This window comes from uncultured Salinicola sp. (assembly GCF_937921195.1).
Taxonomy (GTDB): Bacteria; Pseudomonadota; Gammaproteobacteria; order Pseudomonadales; family Halomonadaceae; genus Salinicola.
The window spans coordinates 1-17,672 of record NZ_CALFQK010000113.1 but is presented as its reverse complement, the minus strand read 5'-3'; the positions used below and the strand labels follow the sequence as shown (position 1 = coordinate 17,672).

Below are 17,672 nucleotides of genomic sequence, written 5' to 3'. Positions count from 1 at the left end.
GACTTTTTCTTGCCATTCACCGGCTACATCGACCGGCGCTCAGATATCGAGCCGGATGTCGAAATAAACGGGGGTCTCTCTGGAAGCGATGACGGCTGGCCGTTCCAGCGAGTGAGCAAAGCTGACATTCGCCGAGAGGTGCTTACCGCTCAGCCCCAGCGAGAGCGCATATCCACTCATCCGGCCATGGAGCTCCGGGTTGTATTGGCCGTGACGAATGACCCCAGCGTCATAAGCCAACGACAGGTTCCAGGTATCGAATAGGGGTCTGGCGATATCGAAGGGGTGTCGCCAGCCGATCTCGTTGCGCCAGTAGCCACCGCTGTCACCGCTGAGCGACTGCTCCTTGAAGCCACGTACGGTGCTCTCGCCACCGATGGTCAGCCGTTGCGGGCTGTAGAGCACATCGTGGCTCCATTGCCCATAGGCAAAGCTCGTGAAACTCAATGATTGGTCGAACAGGGAGAATGGCTGCCAGTAGCTGAGCGCCAGGGTGTTCTTGCGATACTGGGCAGAAGGTTCGGCAGCGGATCGATCTCCGTCTCTCTGCGCGCCGAAGCTCGTCAGGCCATGCTGCCATCCCAAATCGAAGTTGATCAGCGCACTGCCCACTCGGCGCCCATGATTGATCCCCAGTTCCAGCTCACTGAGCTCCTGGCTACTGACCTCGATGCGGGTACCGTCAATGTTGTTACGCGTCGACGACTTGCTGAGCCCGACCCTGACGCCGGTCTTGCTGGTGCGGTTGCGGAGTATCACCCGCTCGATGCCTATCGCATGCTTTTCACTGATGCCATCGAGCGCAAAGATGAAGCCATTGGCTTCCGCGTGCGTGCGGTATTGGCTTCGACTGTAGCTGTAATCGAAAGTCCAGTAACCGTAGGGCACTTCGTATCGGATATAACGACTGTCGGAGTCGGCATCGTCACGGCGGGTCACGGCCTGCCCGAGTTGTAACGTCAACTGGTCGGCTAATCCGAGGGGGCTGTCCCAGCGTACCCCTGCCTGCCATTGCTGCTCCCCGGTGCCTTGGCTGCCGCCGTTGTTGCGGCCGAGCGACACGTGCAGCGGGCGCCCCGGAGCGTTGTCGATACCGACCACGCTGCCACCGATTTCATCACCAGGCCGAAGCGCCAGTCTTGCCTGATTGGAGGGCAGTCGATTCAACTGATCGATCAACTGCTCCAGATCCCGGATATTGAGCAGGGCCCCCGGTTCTACCGGGGAGGCCATCGTCAGTTCCGTGTCGGATATATCGTCGTGCTGGTAAGAGAAAGCTTCTATTCGTCCTTCGACGACAATGACACGAAGATGTCCGCTGGAGAGATCCTGCTGGGGAAGATAGGCGCGGGAGGTGACGTAGCCATGATCGAGATAGGCCTGGGTGATGTCCCTCAGCAATTCGTTGAGGTCGTCCGCGGTCGCGCACCGGTCGCGAATGCCGTCGGCCAGTGCCCGCCTCTCCCGTGAGTTCAGCAGTGTGACGCCTTCCATGTCGACTTCATGAATGGGAAGGCAGGGCTTTTCCGCCGATGGTGAGGGCGAAGTTCGGGAGGCGGGTTCAGACTCAGGCAGGCGATCGAGAGCCTCGAGCCGCCGTTTCTGTTGTTCGAGTCGACGCTGGGATTCGTCGAGTTCGAAATTGACGTTACCCGTCATTCGCTCGTCGTCGCCCACGGCGAGAGTCGGCCATCCCCCCGTCATGACGATGAAGGAAAGACTGGCTGCAAAAATAAGACGGACAAGCACCGATCAGGCCCCTGGTTTTTGCTAAACGCAAAAATCATTAACGGCCAGTTACACTGTCGCTTGAAACGAATAGGGCAAAAGCGCCAATCTCTTACAGAAATTGGCGCAAAACGATTACATCAGGGGAGCCGAGTACTCTGGCTCTGCTCGGCTCTTGCGCACGCCACCGTGACGCGCTACTCCACCGTGACGCGCTATTCCACGGTCACACTTTTGGCCAGGTTGCGCGGCTGGTCGACGTCGGTGCCCTTGAGCACGGCGACGTGGTAGGAGAGCAGCTGCAGCGGCAGGGTGTAGACGATGGGCGCGAGCAATTCATCCACAGCCGGTACGTGGAGCACGCGCAGGTTATCGGCGGCGGTCAGCGCCACGCCTTCATCGGCGAACACGAACAGCTCGCCGCCCCGGGCACGCACTTCCTGCAGGTTGGATTTCAGCTTCTCCAGCAGTTCGTCGTTGGGGGCGACGGCGACCACCGGCATGTCGGCGTCGACCAGCGCCAGCGGGCCGTGCTTGAGCTCGCCGGCCGGGTACGCCTCGGCGTGGATATAGGAGATCTCCTTCAACTTGAGTGCGCCTTCCAGGGCGATCGGGAACTGGGTGCCGCGCCCCAGGAACAGCGCATGGTGCTTCTCGGCAAAGGCTTCCGACAGTTCGGCGATCGGCCCGTCCATGGCCAGCGCGTTGTCGAGAACCGCCGGCAGGCCGCGTAGCGCCTGAACCAAAACCGCTTCGCGCTCATCGCCGCGAGACTTGCGTAGCGAGAGCGTCAGCAGCATCAGGGCGACGAGCTGGGTGGTGAATGCCTTGGTGGAGGCGACGCCGATCTCCGGGCCGGCCTGGGTCATCAGCGCCAGGTCGGATTCCCGCGTCAGCGAGCTGCCGGGCACGTTGCAGATCGCCAGCGTCCCCAGATAACCCGATGTTTTGTCACGGCTCTTGGCACGGCTCTTCGCATAGCGCAACGCCGCCAGGGTGTCGGCGGTCTCGCCGGACTGGGAGAGCGTCACGAACAGGGTATTTTCCGGCACCACCACCTCGCGGTAGCGATACTCGGAGGCGACTTCGACCGTGGTCGGCAGGCCGGCGAGCTTCTCGAGCCAGTAGCGCGCCACCATGCCGGCGTGATAGCTGGTACCGCAGGCGACGATATGCACCTGCTTGACCCGCTCGAACAGCGCCCTGGCGCCGACACCGAAGCTGCTCTCGAGCACGTGGGAGCCGCTCAATCGGCCCTCCAGGGTGGCGGCGATCACCGCCGGTTGTTCGTGAATCTCCTTGAGCATGAAGTGGCGATACTCGCCGCGGCTGGCGGCGCCGTCGCCGTGCTCGAAGGTGTGCACGTCACGCTCGGCAGGCTGACCGTCGGCGGCGAATATCTCGATACCGCGGGCATCGGACAGGCGTACCACGTCGCCCTCCTGCAGATAGATGAAGCGGTCGGTGACCTGCAGAAGCGCCAGCGCATCGGAGGCCAGGAAGTTTTCGTCGATGCCGACGCCGACCACCAGCGGGCTGCCCTTGCGGGCGCCGACGATCTCGCGCGGGGCGTCTGAGTGCATCACCGCCAGCGCGTAGGCGCCGTCGATACGGTCGAGGGTGGCCTGCACCGCCGCCAGCAGATCGCCGGTCTCGCCACCGTCCGGATTGGCGCCGTGCTGATGGCGAAAGGCGCGGTCGATCAGGTGGGCGACGACCTCGGTGTCGGTCTCCGATTCGAACGTCACGCCCTCGGCTTCCAGCTCGCGCTTGAGCGGCTCGTAGTTCTCGATGATGCCGTTGTGGACGATCGCCAGGCGCTCCCGCGCCAGGTGCGGGTGAGCGTTCACTTCGGAAGGCTTGCCGTGGGTCGCCCAGCGGGTGTGGGCAATACCGATGGCGCCGCTCAGGGCACGCTCGGCGAGCTTCTCCTCGAGGGCGGCGACCTTGCCCTTGGCGCGCTGGCGAGCCAGCACGCCATCGGCGTTCAACACCGCCATGCCGGCGCTGTCGTAGCCGCGATATTCGAGCCGCTTCAGCCCCTCCAGCAAAATGCCCTGCACGTTACGCGCGGCCAACGCGGCGACGATTCCACACATAGTCGATACCTTTACAGAGTTCGTTGTCCGTCTTACTGGCCCGTGGGCGATTCGGCGACCACCAGCGCCACGTCGTGGCGTTCGATGGCAGCCGCCGTGGCATCGTCGAGTCGCCAGTCGGTGACCAGCGTGTCGATGCGCGCCCAGGGCAGTTCCAGATTGGGGATGCGGCGGCCGATCTTGTCGGCCTCCACCATCACCACCACCTCGCGGGCGACCTCGGCCATTACTCGGGTGAGGCCGAACAGCTCGTTGTAGGTGGTGGTGCCGCGTTCGAGGTCGATACCGTCGGCACCGACGAAAAGTTGATCGAAGTCGTAGGCCCGCAGCACCTGCTCGGCGACCTGGCCCTGGAAGGATTCCGAGTGCGGATCCCAGGTGCCGCCGGTCATCAGCAGTGCCGGTTCCGATTCCAGCTCACGCAGCGCCCCAGCAACGGCCAGCGAATTGGTCATCACCACCAGTCCGCGCAGGCCGCCCAGCTCGCCGATCAGCGCCGCGGTGGTGGTGCCGCTGTCGACGATGATCCGGTTGTGCTCGCGGATCCGCGCCCGAGCCGCCCGGGCGATGGCCTGCTTGTAGGGCGAGAGTACCTGCGCCGGTTCGGCGAGCATCTCCTGGGGCAGCGGTGCCGCGCCGCCGTAGCGCCGCAGCAGCAGGCCGCTGCGCTCGAGCGTATTGAGATCCTTGCGGATGGTGACTTCGGAGATCGCGAAGCGGCTCGCCAGTGTCTCGACCGGGGTCTCTCCGTGTTCGTTGACGTAGGCCAGGATGGCGTGACGGCGCTGGGCGGTATCGCGTTTGGGCATGGCAATAAATTTCGAAATCCGGTTTTAAAGTTTCGATTCGAAAGATAATAGATGCGAATCAAAACCGATTTCTCTCTTGCCGTCAAGGGAGAGCGAGTGCCGGCGAGCACTTCAGTCAGCGGGAGAGCAGGCGATAGCCGATACCGGCCTCGGTCTGGATCAGATGCGGATCGTCGGGATCGTCGCCGAGCTTCTGCCGGAGGCGGCTGACGACGATGCGCAGGTAGTGCGTATCGTGAACGTGGACCGGTCCCCAGATGTCCGCCAGCAGTTGATGCTGGGTGATGACCCGGTCGGGCTGGCGCGCCAGGTAGGCCAGCACGCTGAATTCCCGTGGGGTGAGATGAACGGTCTCGCCGTGGCGGGTGACCCGGCGGCTGGCCAGATCGATGGCCACGTCGCCGAGCTCGATGCCTTCACCGGGGGTGCCGGGCGCCGTGGTGCGCAGCGCGGCCCGCACCCGGGCCAGCAGCTCCTGGATGCCGAACGGCTTGGTGATGTAGTCGTTGGCGCCGGCATCCAGCGCGGCGACCTTCTCCGCTTCGCTGGCCCGCACCGACACCACCAGCACAGGCACCTCGCTCTGGGCGCGCAGCGCATCGAGCACTTCCATGCCGTCGATATCGGGCAACCCCAGGTCGAGCAGTACCAGATCGGGGCGCTGACGGTTGAACGCCGCGATGCCGGCGTTACCGTCTTCGGTCTCGATCACCTCGAACCCCTGGGAGGTCAGGCTGATGCGCATGAAGCGCCGGATCTGGTGCTCATCCTCGATCAACAGGATGCGCGGCCCGCGCTGGCCGCTGGTGGACTCGATCATTGCCGTTCCTTGGGGTTCTTCCGACTAGTGGTTATCTTCAGGCTGATGATTCTCTTTCGGCTGAGGGCGCTTTTCAGGCTGAGGGCTCTCTCCCGACGACGTCTCGCTGGCCGCCGGCTCCCAGATCGGCAGGGCAATGCGGATGTCGGTGCCCTCGCCCCAATCCGCCGGACCGGCGCTGATCTCGCCGCCGTGGGCACCGATCATGCCGCGGCAGATGGCGAGGCCCAGGCCACTGCCCTGGGGGCCGCGATCCCCCTCGCCGCCGCTGAAGAACATGTCGAAGATGCGCTCGCGCAGCGCCTCCGGGATGCCCGGGCCCTGATCGCTGACGTGGATCACGATCCGGTCGCCCTCCCTGTCGCCGGTGATGCGCAGCCGCCCGCCCGGCGGGGAAAACCGCGCGGCGTTCTCGATCACGTTGATCAGCGCCTGTTCGACCAGCGCCGGATGCACGTAGAGCAGCGGCAGGTCGGCGGCGAGATGACGCTCGACGGCGAGGGGCTTTACCACGGAGCCGAGACGCTTGAGCGCCGAGGCGACGATATCCGACAGCGCCACCCAGTCCCGTTCCAGCTTCAGCCCGCCGTGGCCCAGCCGCGTCATGTCGAGCAGGTTCTGAATGTAGCGGTTGAGGCGCTCGCTTTCACTGAGAATGCCGTCGAGCAGCTCCTGGCGGTCGGCTTCGTCCAGTTGCGACCAGAGCTCGCGCAGCGAACTGGCCGAGCCGATGATCGAGGCCAGTGGCGTGCGCAGATCGTGGGAGACGGACGACAGCAGCGCCGAGCGCAGGCGTTCGTTCTCCTCCGCCAGCCGCGCGGCGCCGAGATCGGCGACCAGCCGCGTGCGAGCCAGCGCGCTGCCCAGCTGATTGACCAGGCTGTCGACCAGCGCCTCCTCGGCGGCATCGAGCGAACGTTCGCGGTCGCCCAGCGCCAGCCCCAGCACGCCGCGTAGCGTGTCGTTCTCCCGGATCGGCAGGAACCGCCAGCGTTGCGCGCCGAGCGTCTGGGTGCCGTGCCCGCTCGGCCGGCCGTGCTGGTGTGTCCAGCGCGCGGCCTGGAGAGCGGGCGACTCCAGCCCGATCTCGCCCGGGTAGGACCCGGTGACACGAGGCGCACCGGCGGGGTCGTCGCTCTCGACGAACACGCAGGGCAGTGCGAGATAGTCGGCCAGCGCCTTGAGCGCGATCTCGCGAACGTGGGCGTGATCGGCGGCACTCGCCAGCGAGCGCGATACCGACAGCATCTCCTGGATCTGGTGCCGGCTCTCGCGCAGTTCCCGCAACTGCCGGCGCACCTTGCCCGCCAGCTGCCCCGCGACCACCGCCACCAGCAGGAAGATCAGCAGCGTCAGGATTTGGTCCTGATGAATCATCGCCAGGGTGAAACGCGGCTCGGTGAACAGGAAGTTGTAGGCCAGGGTACTGAGCGCCACCGCCAGCATCGCCGAGCGTGTGCCGGCACGCAGCGCACTGGCGAGTACGGCGGCCAGGAAGATCAGCGACAGGTTGGCCAGTTCCACCTGGGTGGAGAGCAGCTGCGCCACCAGCGCGGCCAAGCCGGTACCCGCCAGCGGCCACAGCCATTCGCGGGCCGACGGCCACTGCCAGCGCGGCCGAGCGCGCGACGAAGGGCTCTCGTCGCCGGCCAGCACGATCAGATCGAACGGCGGGCGAGACGCCAGCAGACGATCGACCAGCGGGGGCCGCCAGCCCGGCAGCCATCCTCGGGGTCGTCGGGATGTCCCTCGTCCGATCATCAGCGCGGTGATGTTGTGACGCGCGGCATGGTCGAGCAGCTCCGCCATCGGATCGTCGCCACGGAGGGTCTCCCAACTGCCGCCGAGCCGTTCGGCCTGCTGACGCAGATTGCTCGATTCGCCGGCGGCGCCGGGATCGATTTCCCGCAGCGGGCTCAACTGCACGGCCTGCCACGGGGCCTGATGCCGCTGCGCCCAGCGACTGGCGGCGCGCAGCACGGCGTGGTCGCCGCGCTTGCCCTGCACCACCACCAGCAGCCGGGCCCTGACCGGCCAGGGCCCGGCAACGCCGCTGGCATCCATCACCTGACGGACGTCGGCATCCAGGCGTTCGGACATCACCCTCAGCGCCAGCTCGCGCAGCGCGGTCAGATTGCCCGGCGAGAAATAGTGTTCCAGCGCGGTGCGGGCCTGTTCCGGCACGTAGACCTTGCCCTGCTGGAGCCGTTCGATCAGCTCCGGCGGCGTGAGATCGATCAGCGACAGATCCCGGGCCCGGCCGATCAGGCGGTCGGGCACGGTCTCGCGCATACGGATACCGGTGATCCGCGCCACGTCGTCGTTGAGACTCTCGACATGCTGGACGTTGAGGGTGGTCCAGACATCGATGCCCGCCTCGAGCAGCTCCTCGATGTCCTGCCAGCGCCGGGCATGGCGACCGCCGGGGATATTGCGATGGGCCAGTTCGTCGACCAGCAGCACGGCGGGCCGACGCGCCAGCGCCGCGTCGAGATCGAATTCATGGAAGGTGCGCCCATGGCGCTCTCTGGGCGTCAGCGCCAGACTTGGCAGGCCGTCGCACAGGCGTTCGGTCTCCTCGCGGCCATGCGCCTCGATGACCCCCAGCAGGATGTCGATACCGGCGTCGAAGCGCTCCCGCGCGGTGCGCAGCATGGCGCTCGTCTTGCCCACGCCGGGGGCGGCGCCGAGGAATATCCGCAACGACCCACCGGCCTGGGGCCGGGTGGTTGCCAACAGGGCATCCGGATCGGGACGCCGCACCGCACGAGAATCACTCATCGCTCGAACTCCCACGTCCCGCTCGGCCTTCGATCTCGCCCCCGTCGGCGCGAAAGGCGCGTTTCGCTATCATCCGCCCGCGTTTCGGCGTCGCTTGCTTGCGTGACGACGTCACTCGAGGGAATCCAGCGCCAGATTGAGTCCCAGCACGTCCACCGTCGGCTGATCGAGCCCGCCGCTGTCACTATAGCGCTCCACCAGCGCCGTGACAGCCGAGGGCGACAGGCCACGGGCGCGCGCGACGCGATCGATCTGGATGGCCGCCGCCGCGGGGCTGATGTCCGGGTCGACCCCAGAGCCGGACGCGGTCAGCAGATCCACCGGGATCCGGCCCGGCTCGACGCCGTCGCGAGTCTCGATCCGCCGGGCGTCCGCCTCGGCACGTTCACGCAGCGCCGGGTTGCTCGGCGCCAGGTTGGAGCCGGCGACCGCGTCGGAGGCGTAGTCCACCGCCGAGGGCCGGCCCTGGAAGTAACGCTCGCTGGTGAATCGCTGCCCGACCAGGGCCGAGCCAACGATGCGGCCCTCGCGGTCGCTCAGCAGGCTACCGTTGGCTTGATGGGGAAATGCGAGCTGTCCCAGGCCGACGACGACCAGCGGATAGAGCAGGCCGAGCAGCACCGCCATGAGCAGGGTGAAACGAAGGGCCGTCAATACGCCGGTGCGGCTGGCGCTATCGCGGGCGGCCTCTCTCGGAGACGAGGTGACTGACATGTCGAGAACCTCCGGTAGCAAGAGAAGATCGGGCTAGAAAAACAGCCCGACGAACAGATCGATCAGCTTGATCGCCGGGAACGGCAGCAGTAGGCCACCGAGGCCGTAGATCAGCAGGTTGCGTCGCAGCATGGCGCTGGCGGCGGCGGCGCGAAACCGCACGCCGCGCAGGGCGAACGGGATCAGCGCCGGTATCACCAGGGCGTTGAAGATCACCGCCGACAGCACCGCGGACTCGGGCGAGTGCAGATCGAGCACGTCGAGGGCGCCCAGCGCCGGCACGCTGGCGGCGAAGATCGCCGGCAGGATGGCGAAGTACTTGGCGACGTCGTTGGCCAACGAGAAGGTGGTGAGCGCGCCGCGGGTGATCAGCAGCTGCTTGCCGATCTCCACCGCCTCGAGCAGCTTGCCGGGGTCGGAGTCGAGATCGACCATGTTGGCCGCCTCCCGCGCCGCCTGGGTGCCGGAGTTCATCGCCAGGCCCAGGTCCGCCTGGGCCAGCGCCGGGGCGTCGTTGGTGCCGTCGCCCATCATCGCCACCAGCCGACCGGCGGCCTGCTCCTCGCGGATCAGTTCGAGCTTGCGCTCCGGCGTCGCTTCGGCGATGTAGTCGTCGACACCGGCTTCGGCGGCGATCGCGGCAGCGGTGATCGGGTTGTCGCCGGTGATCATCACCGTCTTCACGCCCATCTCGCGCAGCTGCTGGAAGCGCTCGGCGATGCCCGACTTGATCACGTCCGAGAGCGCGATCACCCCCAGCAGCACGTTACCCTCCGCCACCGCCAGCGGGGTGGCGCCGTGGCGCGAGATGCGCTCGACCAGCGTCTCGAAATCGGCCGGCACCCGACCGCCGGCTTCCTCCACCTGCCGCGCAATGGCGTTGGGCGCGCCCTTGCGCCAGCGGCGGCCATCGGCGAAGTCGAGCCCGGAGACCCGACTCATGGCGGAAAACGGCACCACCTCGGCATCCTGCGGTGCGGCCAGGGTCGCGCCCTGCTCATTCGCCAGCACGACGATGGAGCGCCCTTCCGGGGTCGGATCCTGCAGCGAGCAGAGGCCGGCAACCTCCCGCAGCCGCACCAGGTCGATCCCGTGGCAGGGGGCGAATTCGGTGGCGCGACGGTCGCCCAGGGTAATGGTGCCGGTCTTGTCGAGCAGCAGGGTGTCGATGCTGCCGGCGATCTCCACCGCCTTGCCCGACTTGGCGATGAGATTGGCGCGCATCGCCCGCTCCATGCCGGCGATGCCGATGGCCGGCAGCAGACCGCCGATGGTGGTGGGAATCAGGCACACCAGCAGCGCCACCAGCATCACCGTCGAGGTCTCGATCCCCACGAACAGCGCCATCGGCACCAGCGTGACCACGACGATCAGGAACACCAGCGTCAGCGTGGAGAGCAGTACCGACAGCGCCAGCTCGCTGGGCGTCTTCTGGCGGCTGGCACCTTCCACCAGCGCGATCATGCGGTCGAGCAGCGATTCGCCGGGGTCGACACTGACCTCGACGATCAGCTCGTCGGAGAGCAGCTTGGTACCGGCGCTGACGCCGCTGTTGTCGGTGCCCGCCTCGCGCAGCACCGGCGCGGACTCCCCGGTCATGGCCGACTCGTTGATCGAACCGGCACCCTGGACGATCTCGCCGTCGGCAGGAATCAGCTCGCCGGCGACCACCCGGACGCGATCGCCCCGGCGCAGCCGATCGGCGGCCACGGTCTCTTCGCCGCTCTGGGTCACACGCCGCGCCGTCAACTCGCCCCGGGTGGCACGCAGGCTGCCGGCATGGGCCTTGCCCCGGGCCTCGGCCATCGCCTCGGCGGCATTGGCGAACAGCACCGTGGCCAGCAGGATCAGCGTCACGATCGAGGCGAAGACGGCCTGAGCGCGTCCGGCGTCGATCGCCATGCCGGTGTAGAGCGCGCAGACCAGGGTGCCGATGGCGACCACCGCCATGACCGGGTTGCGCGCCAGGCTGCGCGGATTCAAGCGGCGTAGGGACTCTCCCAACAGCATCAGCGGTTGAATACGCAGACCGGGCGATGCTTCCCGTGATTGCCTCGTTGTCATGTCGCTCTCCTCGATTCGATTGATCACGGCAGGGTCAGCTGTTCGGCGATCGGCCCCAGCACCAGGGCGGGCAGGAAGCCGAGCAGATTGACGATGACGATGACGCCGGCGGTCAGCCCGACGAAGGCCCCGCTCTCCAGCGACAGGGTGCCGCGCCCCTGCGGCGCCGTGCGTTTCTCGGCCAGCCAGCCGGCCACCGCCAGCGGCACCAGCATCGGCAGGAAGCGGCCGACCCCAAGCGCCAACACGCAGGTCAGGTTCCACCAGGGCGTGGCGTCACCGAGCCCTTCGAAGCCGGAGCCGTTGTTGGCGAACGCCGAGGTATATTCGTAGAGCACTTGGGAGAGGCCATGAAAGCCGGGGTTGGAGTTGCCGGTCAGGGCGGGGAACGTCACGGTGGCGGCGGTCAATCCGAGGATGATCAGCGGTTGCGCCAGGATCGCCAGCGAGATCCAGCGCATCTCGCGGGTCTCCAGCGGCTTGCCGAACAGCTCCGGGGCGCGGCCGATCATCAGCGAGCCGATGAAAGCCGCCAGCATCAGATAGAGCAGATAGCCGATCAGACCCACGCCGATGCCGCCGAAGGTGACGTTGACGAACATGTCCATCAGCAGGCCCAGCCCGCCCAGCGGGTTGAAGCTGTCGTGCATGGCGTTGACGGAGCCGTTGGAGGTCTGCGTCGTCCAACTGCCCCACAGCGCGGAGAGATCGCTGCCGAAACGCACCTCCTTGCCTTCCAGGTTGGGGCTGCCGTCCACGACGAGACCGCTCAGCGCGGCGTTGGGCAGGCGTTCCGAGACCACGATCAGGCTGGTGGTGATCAGTGAGAACGCGATCATCACCGCGCCGATGCCTATCATCAGCCGGCGACGGCCGCTGATGACGCCCACCGCGATCAGCGACGCCACCGGAATCAGCAACAGCGAGATCGTCTCGATCAGGTTCGAAAGCCCCGTGGGATTCTCCAGCGGCATGGTCGAATTGGGGCCGTACCAGCCGCCGCCGTTGGTACCCAGCTGCTTGATCGCCACCATCGGCGCCACCGGACCGCGCGGAATCACCTGCGCCGTGCCACCGTCGAGCATCGTCACGCTCTGGGCGCCGTGATAGGTCGCCGGCACGCCCTGCCACACCAGCAGCAGCGCCACGATCAGCGACAGCGGCAGCAGCACCCGCACCACGATCCGGGTGAGATCGACGTAGTAATGACCGACCGAGCAGTGACCGACCGAGTCGTGGCCCACCCCGCGCCCGGCGGGCGTACTGGTGCTGACGGTCGTGCTGGTGGTCTGGCGCCGGAGCAGCGTGCGCGAGATGGCGAGCAGCACCGCCAGCCCGGTCGCCGGGGTCACAAACTGCAGCGTGACGATGGCAAACGTCTGGCTCAGGTAGGAGAGCTGCGCCTGGCCCGAGTAGTGCTGCTGGTTGGTGTTGGTGGCGAACGAGACCGCGGTGTGAAGCGCCGTATCCCAGCTCATGCCGGGGATGCCATCGGGGTTGAGCGGCAGCAGGCCCTGGCCCATGAAGATGAGCCAAGCCAGCCCGATCAGCAGCAGGTGAAGTTTCAACACGGCCAGCAGATAGGCCGACCAGGTCATCGACGCCTGTCGGTCGACGCCGGCCAGGCGCATCAGGACCGATTCCACCGGCCCAAAGAGACGATCCATGACGGTGGATCGATCCGTATCCAGCGCTCGGCCCATGTAGAGACCCAGGGGCAGCGCCAATCCGATCAGCAGGGCGTAGCAGAGCGTCATCGCGTTCATGGCTAGAATCGCTCCGGCCAGCACAGCGTCGCCAGCAGATAGACGGCCGTCATTAGGGCGATCGCCAGCATCAGGTAGGACATGGGTTACCTCCTCGTTCGAGAGGCGCTCAGTGTCGAGTCGAGGGGCGTAAAAATTCGATGTGGAAATTCGCGCGAAGACGTAAAGAAAGCGTAAAAGCGGGAATCGAGGACGGCGGTGGTGGCATTGTGCGGTGGGGGTCGGCATCATCGTGACGATGGGTACATATTCAGCGACAACGACAATCCGGTGACAGCGCATCATGACCAGTCAGGAACTTCTCGGGAAACTCGTCGGCTTCGATACCGTCAGCCGCGAATCCAATCTCGCGCTGATCGAGTTCGTCCGCGATTACTTGAACCAGCACGGCGTCGACAGCGAACTTATCCACAACGAGGATGGCAGCAAGGCCAACCTGTGGGCGACGATCGGCCCCGCCGATCGCGGCGGCGTGGTGCTTTCCGGGCATACCGACGTGGTCCCGGTGGACGGCCAGCCGTGGACGCTGCCGGCATTCGAGATGACCGAGCGGGAAGGCAAGCTCTACGGCCGTGGGACGACCGACATGAAGGGCTATCTCGCCTGCGTGCTGGCGGCGGTACCCCGCTTCAAGGCGGCGACGCTCGAAACGCCGATTCATCTGGCGTTCTCCTACGACGAAGAGGTGGGCTGTCTCGGCGTGCGCTCGATCATCTCGATGCTGGAAGACAGACCGCACAAGCCGCTGGCCTGCATCATCGGCGAACCCACCGAGCTCAAGCCGGTGCTGGGCCACAAGGGCAAGCTCGGCGTGCGCTGTCGCGTGCACGGCGCGCCCTGCCACTCCGCCTACGCCCCGGAGGGCGTCAACGCCATCGAGACCGCGGCGAAGATGATCACCAAGCTCACCCAGATCGGCGAGCGCCTGGCCGATCCCGCCCATCACGACGAGCGCTTCTATCCGCCCTTCTCGACCGTCCAGACCGGCGTGATCGAAGGCGGCCGGGCGCTCAACATCGTGCCGTCGGAGTGTCGCTTCGACTGGGAAGTGCGCTCGCTGCCGGGCTTCGACGCCAACGAGGTCGAGCGCGAGATGCGCGACTACGCCGACAACGAGCTGCTCCCGCGGATGCGCGCGGCCGAGGCGAACACCGATATCGTCTTCGAGCCGCTGCAGGCCTACCCAGGGCTGACCACCGAGGCCGGAAGCGAGGTGGCGCGCCTGATCGCCACCCTTTCGGGCCGCGATGACTTCGGCACCGTCGCCTACGGCACCGAGGGAGGGCTGTTTCACGAGGCCGGCATCCCCACCGTGGTGTGCGGTCCGGGCTGCATGGACCAGGGTCACAAGCCGGACGAGTTCATCGCCATCGAACAGCTGGAGCGTTGCGACGCGATGATGCAGCGGCTGGTGGAGCATCTCAGCGCATGAGGGGATCCACGATCTTTCCCGCACCGCTTCGCTGGGCGCCGGCACTCGGTCTGATGCTGCTGGTCGGTTGTAGCACCCAGGCACCGCAGCCCGGCTTCGAGCAGCGCCCGGCGAGCGTGAAGCAGGAACTCGTCTTACTGATCCCGGCAAGTGCCGGCGATCGCGAAGGCTGGGCGACGGATATTACCGCGGCGTTCTCGGCCCAGAACCTGCCGGCCACGCGAGAGAATCTGTGCTCGGTGCTCGCCGTCACCGAGCAGGAGTCGACCTACAGCGGCGATCCGGTCGTCCCGAACCTGTCAGGTATCGCACGCGAAGAGATCGAGCGTCGCGCCGCGGCGCTCCACGTGCCCGGCTTTCTCGTTCAGGCAGGTCTCGATCTCGAATCCCCCACCGGCGAGACCTACAACGAGCGGCTGAATGCCCTCACCACAGAGTGGGAGATGAGCGAAATCTTCGAGGATTTCATCGATATGGCGCCGCTGGGCCGGCAGCTTTTCGGCAGTCTCAATCCGGTAGAGACGGGCGGGCCGATGCAGGTCAGCGTCGACTTCGCCGAGGAGCACGCCGACGACTATCCCTACCCCATCGACGGCTCGATCCGCCACGAGGTCTTCACCCGCCGTGGAGGGCTCTACTTCGGCATCGCCCATCTGCTCGGCTATCCGGCCAACTACGACGAGCCGATCTACCGCTTCGCCGACTTCAACGCCGGCTGGTACGCCAGCCGCAACGCCGCGTTCCAGGCCGCAGTGACCCAGCTTTCCGGCATTCCGCTGGCGCTCGACGGCGACCTGATCATCCCCGGTTCCCGCCAGGCTGGCCAGACCGAGCTGGCGGTACGCACGCTGAAAAATCGGCTGGGCATGGACGACGGCGAGATTCGCGATGCGCTGGAAGAAGAGGATTCCCTCGAATTCGAACGGACCGCGCTCTACGAGAAAGTCTATGCGCTGGCAGAACAGCAGGAAGGTCAGCCCATCCCCTACGCTCGCCTGCCGGGGATCAAGCTGGAGAGCCCCAAGATCACCCGCAACCTGACCACAGCGTGGTTCGCCAAGCGGGTCGACGACCGCTGGCAGCAGTGTATGAGGCGTTGATGTCCAATATTTGAATTCTGAACGGCAAGTTTCTCCAGTCGCCGGAAAGAAACCACCCGATAGCGCCTTCCAGGCTCAACCCGAGCGATCTTCGGCGAGCCGGGTCTAGCGACATGGATGTCGCTAGAGGCGCGCCGGGACAGGGCAGAAAATTGCTCCTGCATTTTCTGCATTTCCGCCATCCATGGCGGTCAGACGTCCTTGCGCGCCGACCCGAAGCGCTGACGAAAATCGCTCGGGATTTCTTGAGCCTGTGGCGCGAAAAAGGGGAGCGCGAGGGGCTTGCCCCTCGCAATAACGACGACAAGGGTCGTAAGGATCTCGTCAGTCGTGAGCTCTTTTCACTCGAATGAGCGCCAAAGACAATGAATCAAGACTTCGGCATCTTCACCGGCCGCTGCCAGCCCTGCTTGACGATCTGACGACTCCGCCCGATGGCCAGTTCATCATCTTTCACTTCGCGAGTGATCGTCGAACCCGCGGCGATGGTGGCACCATTGCCGATGGTGACCGGGGCGACCAGCGAGCTGTTGGAGCCGACGAAGACGGCTTCGCCGATTCGCGTGAGATGCTTGTTGGCGCCGTCGTAGTTGCAGGTGATGGTGCCGGCGCCAATGTTGGTGTCACGGCCGATCTCGGTGTCGCCCAGGTAGCTCAGGTGCCCTGCCTTGACGCCGTCGCCGAGTGAGGCGTTCTTGGTCTCAACGAAGTTACCCACATGCGCCTTGGCGCCGAGCCGCGTGCCGGGGCGCAGGCGGGCGAACGGGCCGCAGTCGCTGCCCTCGCCCATCTCGGCGCCCTCCAGGTGGCTGTTGGCCTTCACCACCGCACCGCGTCGCAGGATGGAGTCCTTGATCACGCAGTGGGGACCGATGACGACGTCGTCTTCCAGTGTCACCCGACCCTCCAGGATCACGTTGACGTCGATCCGGATGTCGCGGCCGACGGTAACGTCGCCACGCAGGTCGAAGCGCTCCGGATCGGCCAGCGAAACACCGGCGGTCATCAGGCGATCGGCCTGGCGACGCTGATAGGCGCGCTCGAGTGCCGCCAGCTGGCGGCGGTCGTTGACGCCTTCGACCTCCACCGGTGAACTCGGCTGGCTGGCGGTGACCTCGACGCCGTCGGCCGCGGCCATGGCGATCACGTCGGTCAGGTAGTATTCGCCCTGGGCGTTCTCGGCGGAAAGCTCGGGCAGCCAGCGGCGCAACTGCGCGGCGGTCATCGCCATGATGCCGGTGTTGCACTCGCGGATGGCGCGCTGCTTGTCGCTGGCATCCTTGTGCTCGACGATGGCGATGACCGCGCCCTTGTCGTTGCGCACGATCCGGCCGTAGCCGGTGGGATCGTCCAGCGTCACCGTCAGCAGCGCCATGTGCTGCTCGTCGACGCCATCCAGCAGCGTCTCGAGGGTGCGAGCCTGGATTAGTGGCACGTCGCCGTAGAGCACCAGCACCTTGCCGTCGCCGAGACTGTCCAACGCCTGGGCCACGGCGTGGCCGGTGCCCTTCTGCTCGGTCTGTTCACAGAAGCCGAGTTCGCCATCGCCGGACATCGAACCGGCGCTCGCCAGCGTCTCCCGCACCGACTCTCCGCCATGGCCGACCACCACGTGCAGGCGCGCGCCCTCCAGTCCTGCTGCGGTATCGACGACGTGCTGAACCAGCGGGCGGCCTGCCAGCTCGTGCAGCACCTTGGGCGTCTTCGAGCGCATGCGAGTGCCCTGGCCGGCGGCCAGTATCACGACGTCGAGTGTCATGGGGTCAATCCTTCGATCAGTGAAAACCGGGCGTCATTCTAGCGCGTCGAGGCGATCCGGCAGAAATCCGATCGTCGCACCCGAACGCGGGCCATGAAAAAGGCGACTCCAGGGGAGTCGCCTTCGGGTACTGCACCAGCGCTTGCCTCGGCAGACGCGCCTGCCGCTTCAGCCGCGGCCGCCCTTGCGACGCAGCTGCTGCAGCGTGCGCAACTGGGCGGTGGCTTCGGCCAGTTCGGCGGAGGCACGCGCGTAGTCGAGCTCGGTCTGCTTCTCGTTGAGCGAAGCCAGCGCATGCTGCCGCGCCTGCTCGGCTTCCGCTTCGTCGAGATCGCTGGCTCGGGTGGCGGTATCCGCCAGCACCGAGACCACGTCCGGCTGCACTTCGAGGAAGCCGCCGGTGACGTAGTAGAGCTCTTCTTCGCCGCTCTCCTGAATCACGCGCACCGGACCGGGCTTGAGCTCGGTCAGCAGCGGCGCGTGACCGAGCAGGATACCCAGATCGCCGGCCACGCCGGCAGCAATGAGCTGCTCGACGTTGCCCGAGAAGATCTCCTTCTCGGCGCTGACGATGTCACACTGAAATGTGGCCATAGCGAT

The 17,672-nt window shown here is 66.1% G+C and carries 12 protein-coding genes; 2 read left to right on the top strand and 10 right to left on the bottom strand.

The window, feature by feature from the left end:
- Positions 1-39: 39 nt before the first annotated feature.
- From Q0602_RS12940 to kdpA, 8 genes are all read right to left on the bottom strand, one after another.
- Positions 40-1,704, bottom strand: coding sequence for a ShlB/FhaC/HecB family hemolysin secretion/activation protein (locus Q0602_RS12940; RefSeq protein ID WP_298843926.1), 1,665 nt, complete (start codon positions 1,702-1,704; stop codon positions 40-42).
- A 239-nt stretch (positions 1,705-1,943) separates the two neighbouring features.
- Positions 1,944-3,827, bottom strand: a complete 1,884-nt coding sequence (gene glmS, locus Q0602_RS12935; RefSeq protein WP_298843916.1) for a glutamine--fructose-6-phosphate transaminase (isomerizing) — start codon at positions 3,825-3,827, stop codon at positions 1,944-1,946.
- A gap of 32 nt (positions 3,828-3,859) precedes the next feature.
- The gene (locus tag Q0602_RS12930; protein WP_295038520.1) at positions 3,860-4,636 is read right to left on the bottom strand and encodes a DeoR/GlpR family DNA-binding transcription regulator; all 777 of its coding nucleotides are present in this window, start codon (positions 4,634-4,636) and stop codon (positions 3,860-3,862) included.
- Positions 4,637-4,751: 115 nt separating this feature from the next.
- The gene (locus tag Q0602_RS12925) at positions 4,752-5,456 is read right to left on the bottom strand and encodes a response regulator (protein WP_298843912.1); all 705 of its coding nucleotides are present in this window, start codon (positions 5,454-5,456) and stop codon (positions 4,752-4,754) included.
- A gap of 24 nt (positions 5,457-5,480) precedes the next feature.
- Positions 5,481-8,237, bottom strand: coding sequence for a sensor histidine kinase KdpD (locus Q0602_RS12920; protein ID WP_298843909.1), 2,757 nt, complete (start codon positions 8,235-8,237; stop codon positions 5,481-5,483).
- A 111-nt stretch (positions 8,238-8,348) separates the two neighbouring features.
- Complete coding sequence (gene kdpC / locus Q0602_RS12915) at positions 8,349-8,951, bottom strand: potassium-transporting ATPase subunit KdpC (protein ID WP_298843906.1); 603 nt, start codon at positions 8,949-8,951, stop codon at positions 8,349-8,351.
- Positions 8,952-8,984: 33 nt separating this feature from the next.
- Positions 8,985-11,015, bottom strand: coding sequence for a potassium-transporting ATPase subunit KdpB (gene kdpB / locus Q0602_RS12910; RefSeq protein ID WP_298843903.1), 2,031 nt, complete (start codon positions 11,013-11,015; stop codon positions 8,985-8,987).
- A 23-nt stretch (positions 11,016-11,038) separates the two neighbouring features.
- Positions 11,039-12,781 (bottom strand): potassium-transporting ATPase subunit KdpA, encoded by a 1,743-nt coding sequence (kdpA, locus tag Q0602_RS12905; protein WP_298843901.1) that lies wholly within the window; start codon positions 12,779-12,781, stop codon positions 11,039-11,041.
- Between the two features lie 283 nt (positions 12,782-13,064).
- Here kdpA and argE point away from each other — a divergent pair, with 283 nt between their 5' ends.
- A complete protein-coding gene (argE, locus tag Q0602_RS12900; RefSeq protein ID WP_298843899.1) occupies positions 13,065-14,213 on the top strand; it encodes an acetylornithine deacetylase in 1,149 nt (382 codons plus the stop codon).
- A complete protein-coding gene (locus tag Q0602_RS12895) occupies positions 14,210-15,313 on the top strand; it encodes a DUF1615 domain-containing protein (protein ID WP_298843897.1) in 1,104 nt (367 codons plus the stop codon). The genes argE and Q0602_RS12895 overlap by 4 nt, the downstream gene beginning before the upstream one ends.
- A 370-nt stretch (positions 15,314-15,683) precedes the next feature.
- Here Q0602_RS12895 and glmU read toward each other — a convergent pair whose 3' ends face one another.
- Both glmU and Q0602_RS12885 read right to left on the bottom strand, forming a co-directional pair.
- Entirely contained in the window at positions 15,684-17,072 is a 1,389-nt protein-coding gene (glmU, locus tag Q0602_RS12890) for a bifunctional UDP-N-acetylglucosamine diphosphorylase/glucosamine-1-phosphate N-acetyltransferase GlmU (protein ID WP_295040213.1), read from the bottom strand.
- Between the two features lie 168 nt (positions 17,073-17,240).
- Positions 17,241-17,666 (bottom strand): F0F1 ATP synthase subunit epsilon, encoded by a 426-nt coding sequence (locus Q0602_RS12885; protein WP_298843924.1) that lies wholly within the window; start codon positions 17,664-17,666, stop codon positions 17,241-17,243.
- Positions 17,667-17,672: the final 6 nt, after the last annotated feature.

Excerpts from the sequence above, each read along its gene's own strand:
- kdpA (WP_298843901.1), bottom strand. The coding sequence starts at position 12,781 with ATGAACGCGATGACGCTCTGCTACGCCCTGCTGATCGGATTGGCGCTG.
- Q0602_RS12885 (WP_298843924.1), bottom strand. The coding sequence starts at position 17,666 with ATGGCCACATTTCAGTGTGACATCGTCAGCGCCGAGAAGGAGATCTTC.
- kdpB (WP_298843903.1), bottom strand. The coding sequence starts at position 11,015 with ATGACAACGAGGCAATCACGGGAAGCATCGCCCGGTCTGCGTATTCAA.
- Q0602_RS12930 (WP_295038520.1), bottom strand. The coding sequence starts at position 4,636 with ATGCCCAAACGCGATACCGCCCAGCGCCGTCACGCCATCCTGGCCTAC.
- glmU (WP_295040213.1), bottom strand. The coding sequence starts at position 17,072 with ATGACACTCGACGTCGTGATACTGGCCGCCGGCCAGGGCACTCGCATG.
- kdpC (WP_298843906.1), bottom strand. The coding sequence starts at position 8,951 with ATGTCAGTCACCTCGTCTCCGAGAGAGGCCGCCCGCGATAGCGCCAGC.
- Q0602_RS12920 (WP_298843909.1), bottom strand. The coding sequence starts at position 8,237 with ATGAGTGATTCTCGTGCGGTGCGGCGTCCCGATCCGGATGCCCTGTTG.
- Q0602_RS12925 (WP_298843912.1), bottom strand. The coding sequence starts at position 5,456 with ATGATCGAGTCCACCAGCGGCCAGCGCGGGCCGCGCATCCTGTTGATC.
- argE (WP_298843899.1), top strand. The coding sequence starts at position 13,065 with ATGACCAGTCAGGAACTTCTCGGGAAACTCGTCGGCTTCGATACCGTC.
- glmS (WP_298843916.1), bottom strand. The coding sequence starts at position 3,827 with ATGTGTGGAATCGTCGCCGCGTTGGCCGCGCGTAACGTGCAGGGCATT.
- Q0602_RS12940 (WP_298843926.1), bottom strand. The coding sequence starts at position 1,704 with ATGACGGGGGGATGGCCGACTCTCGCCGTGGGCGACGACGAGCGAATG.
- Q0602_RS12895 (WP_298843897.1), top strand. The coding sequence starts at position 14,210 with ATGAGGGGATCCACGATCTTTCCCGCACCGCTTCGCTGGGCGCCGGCA.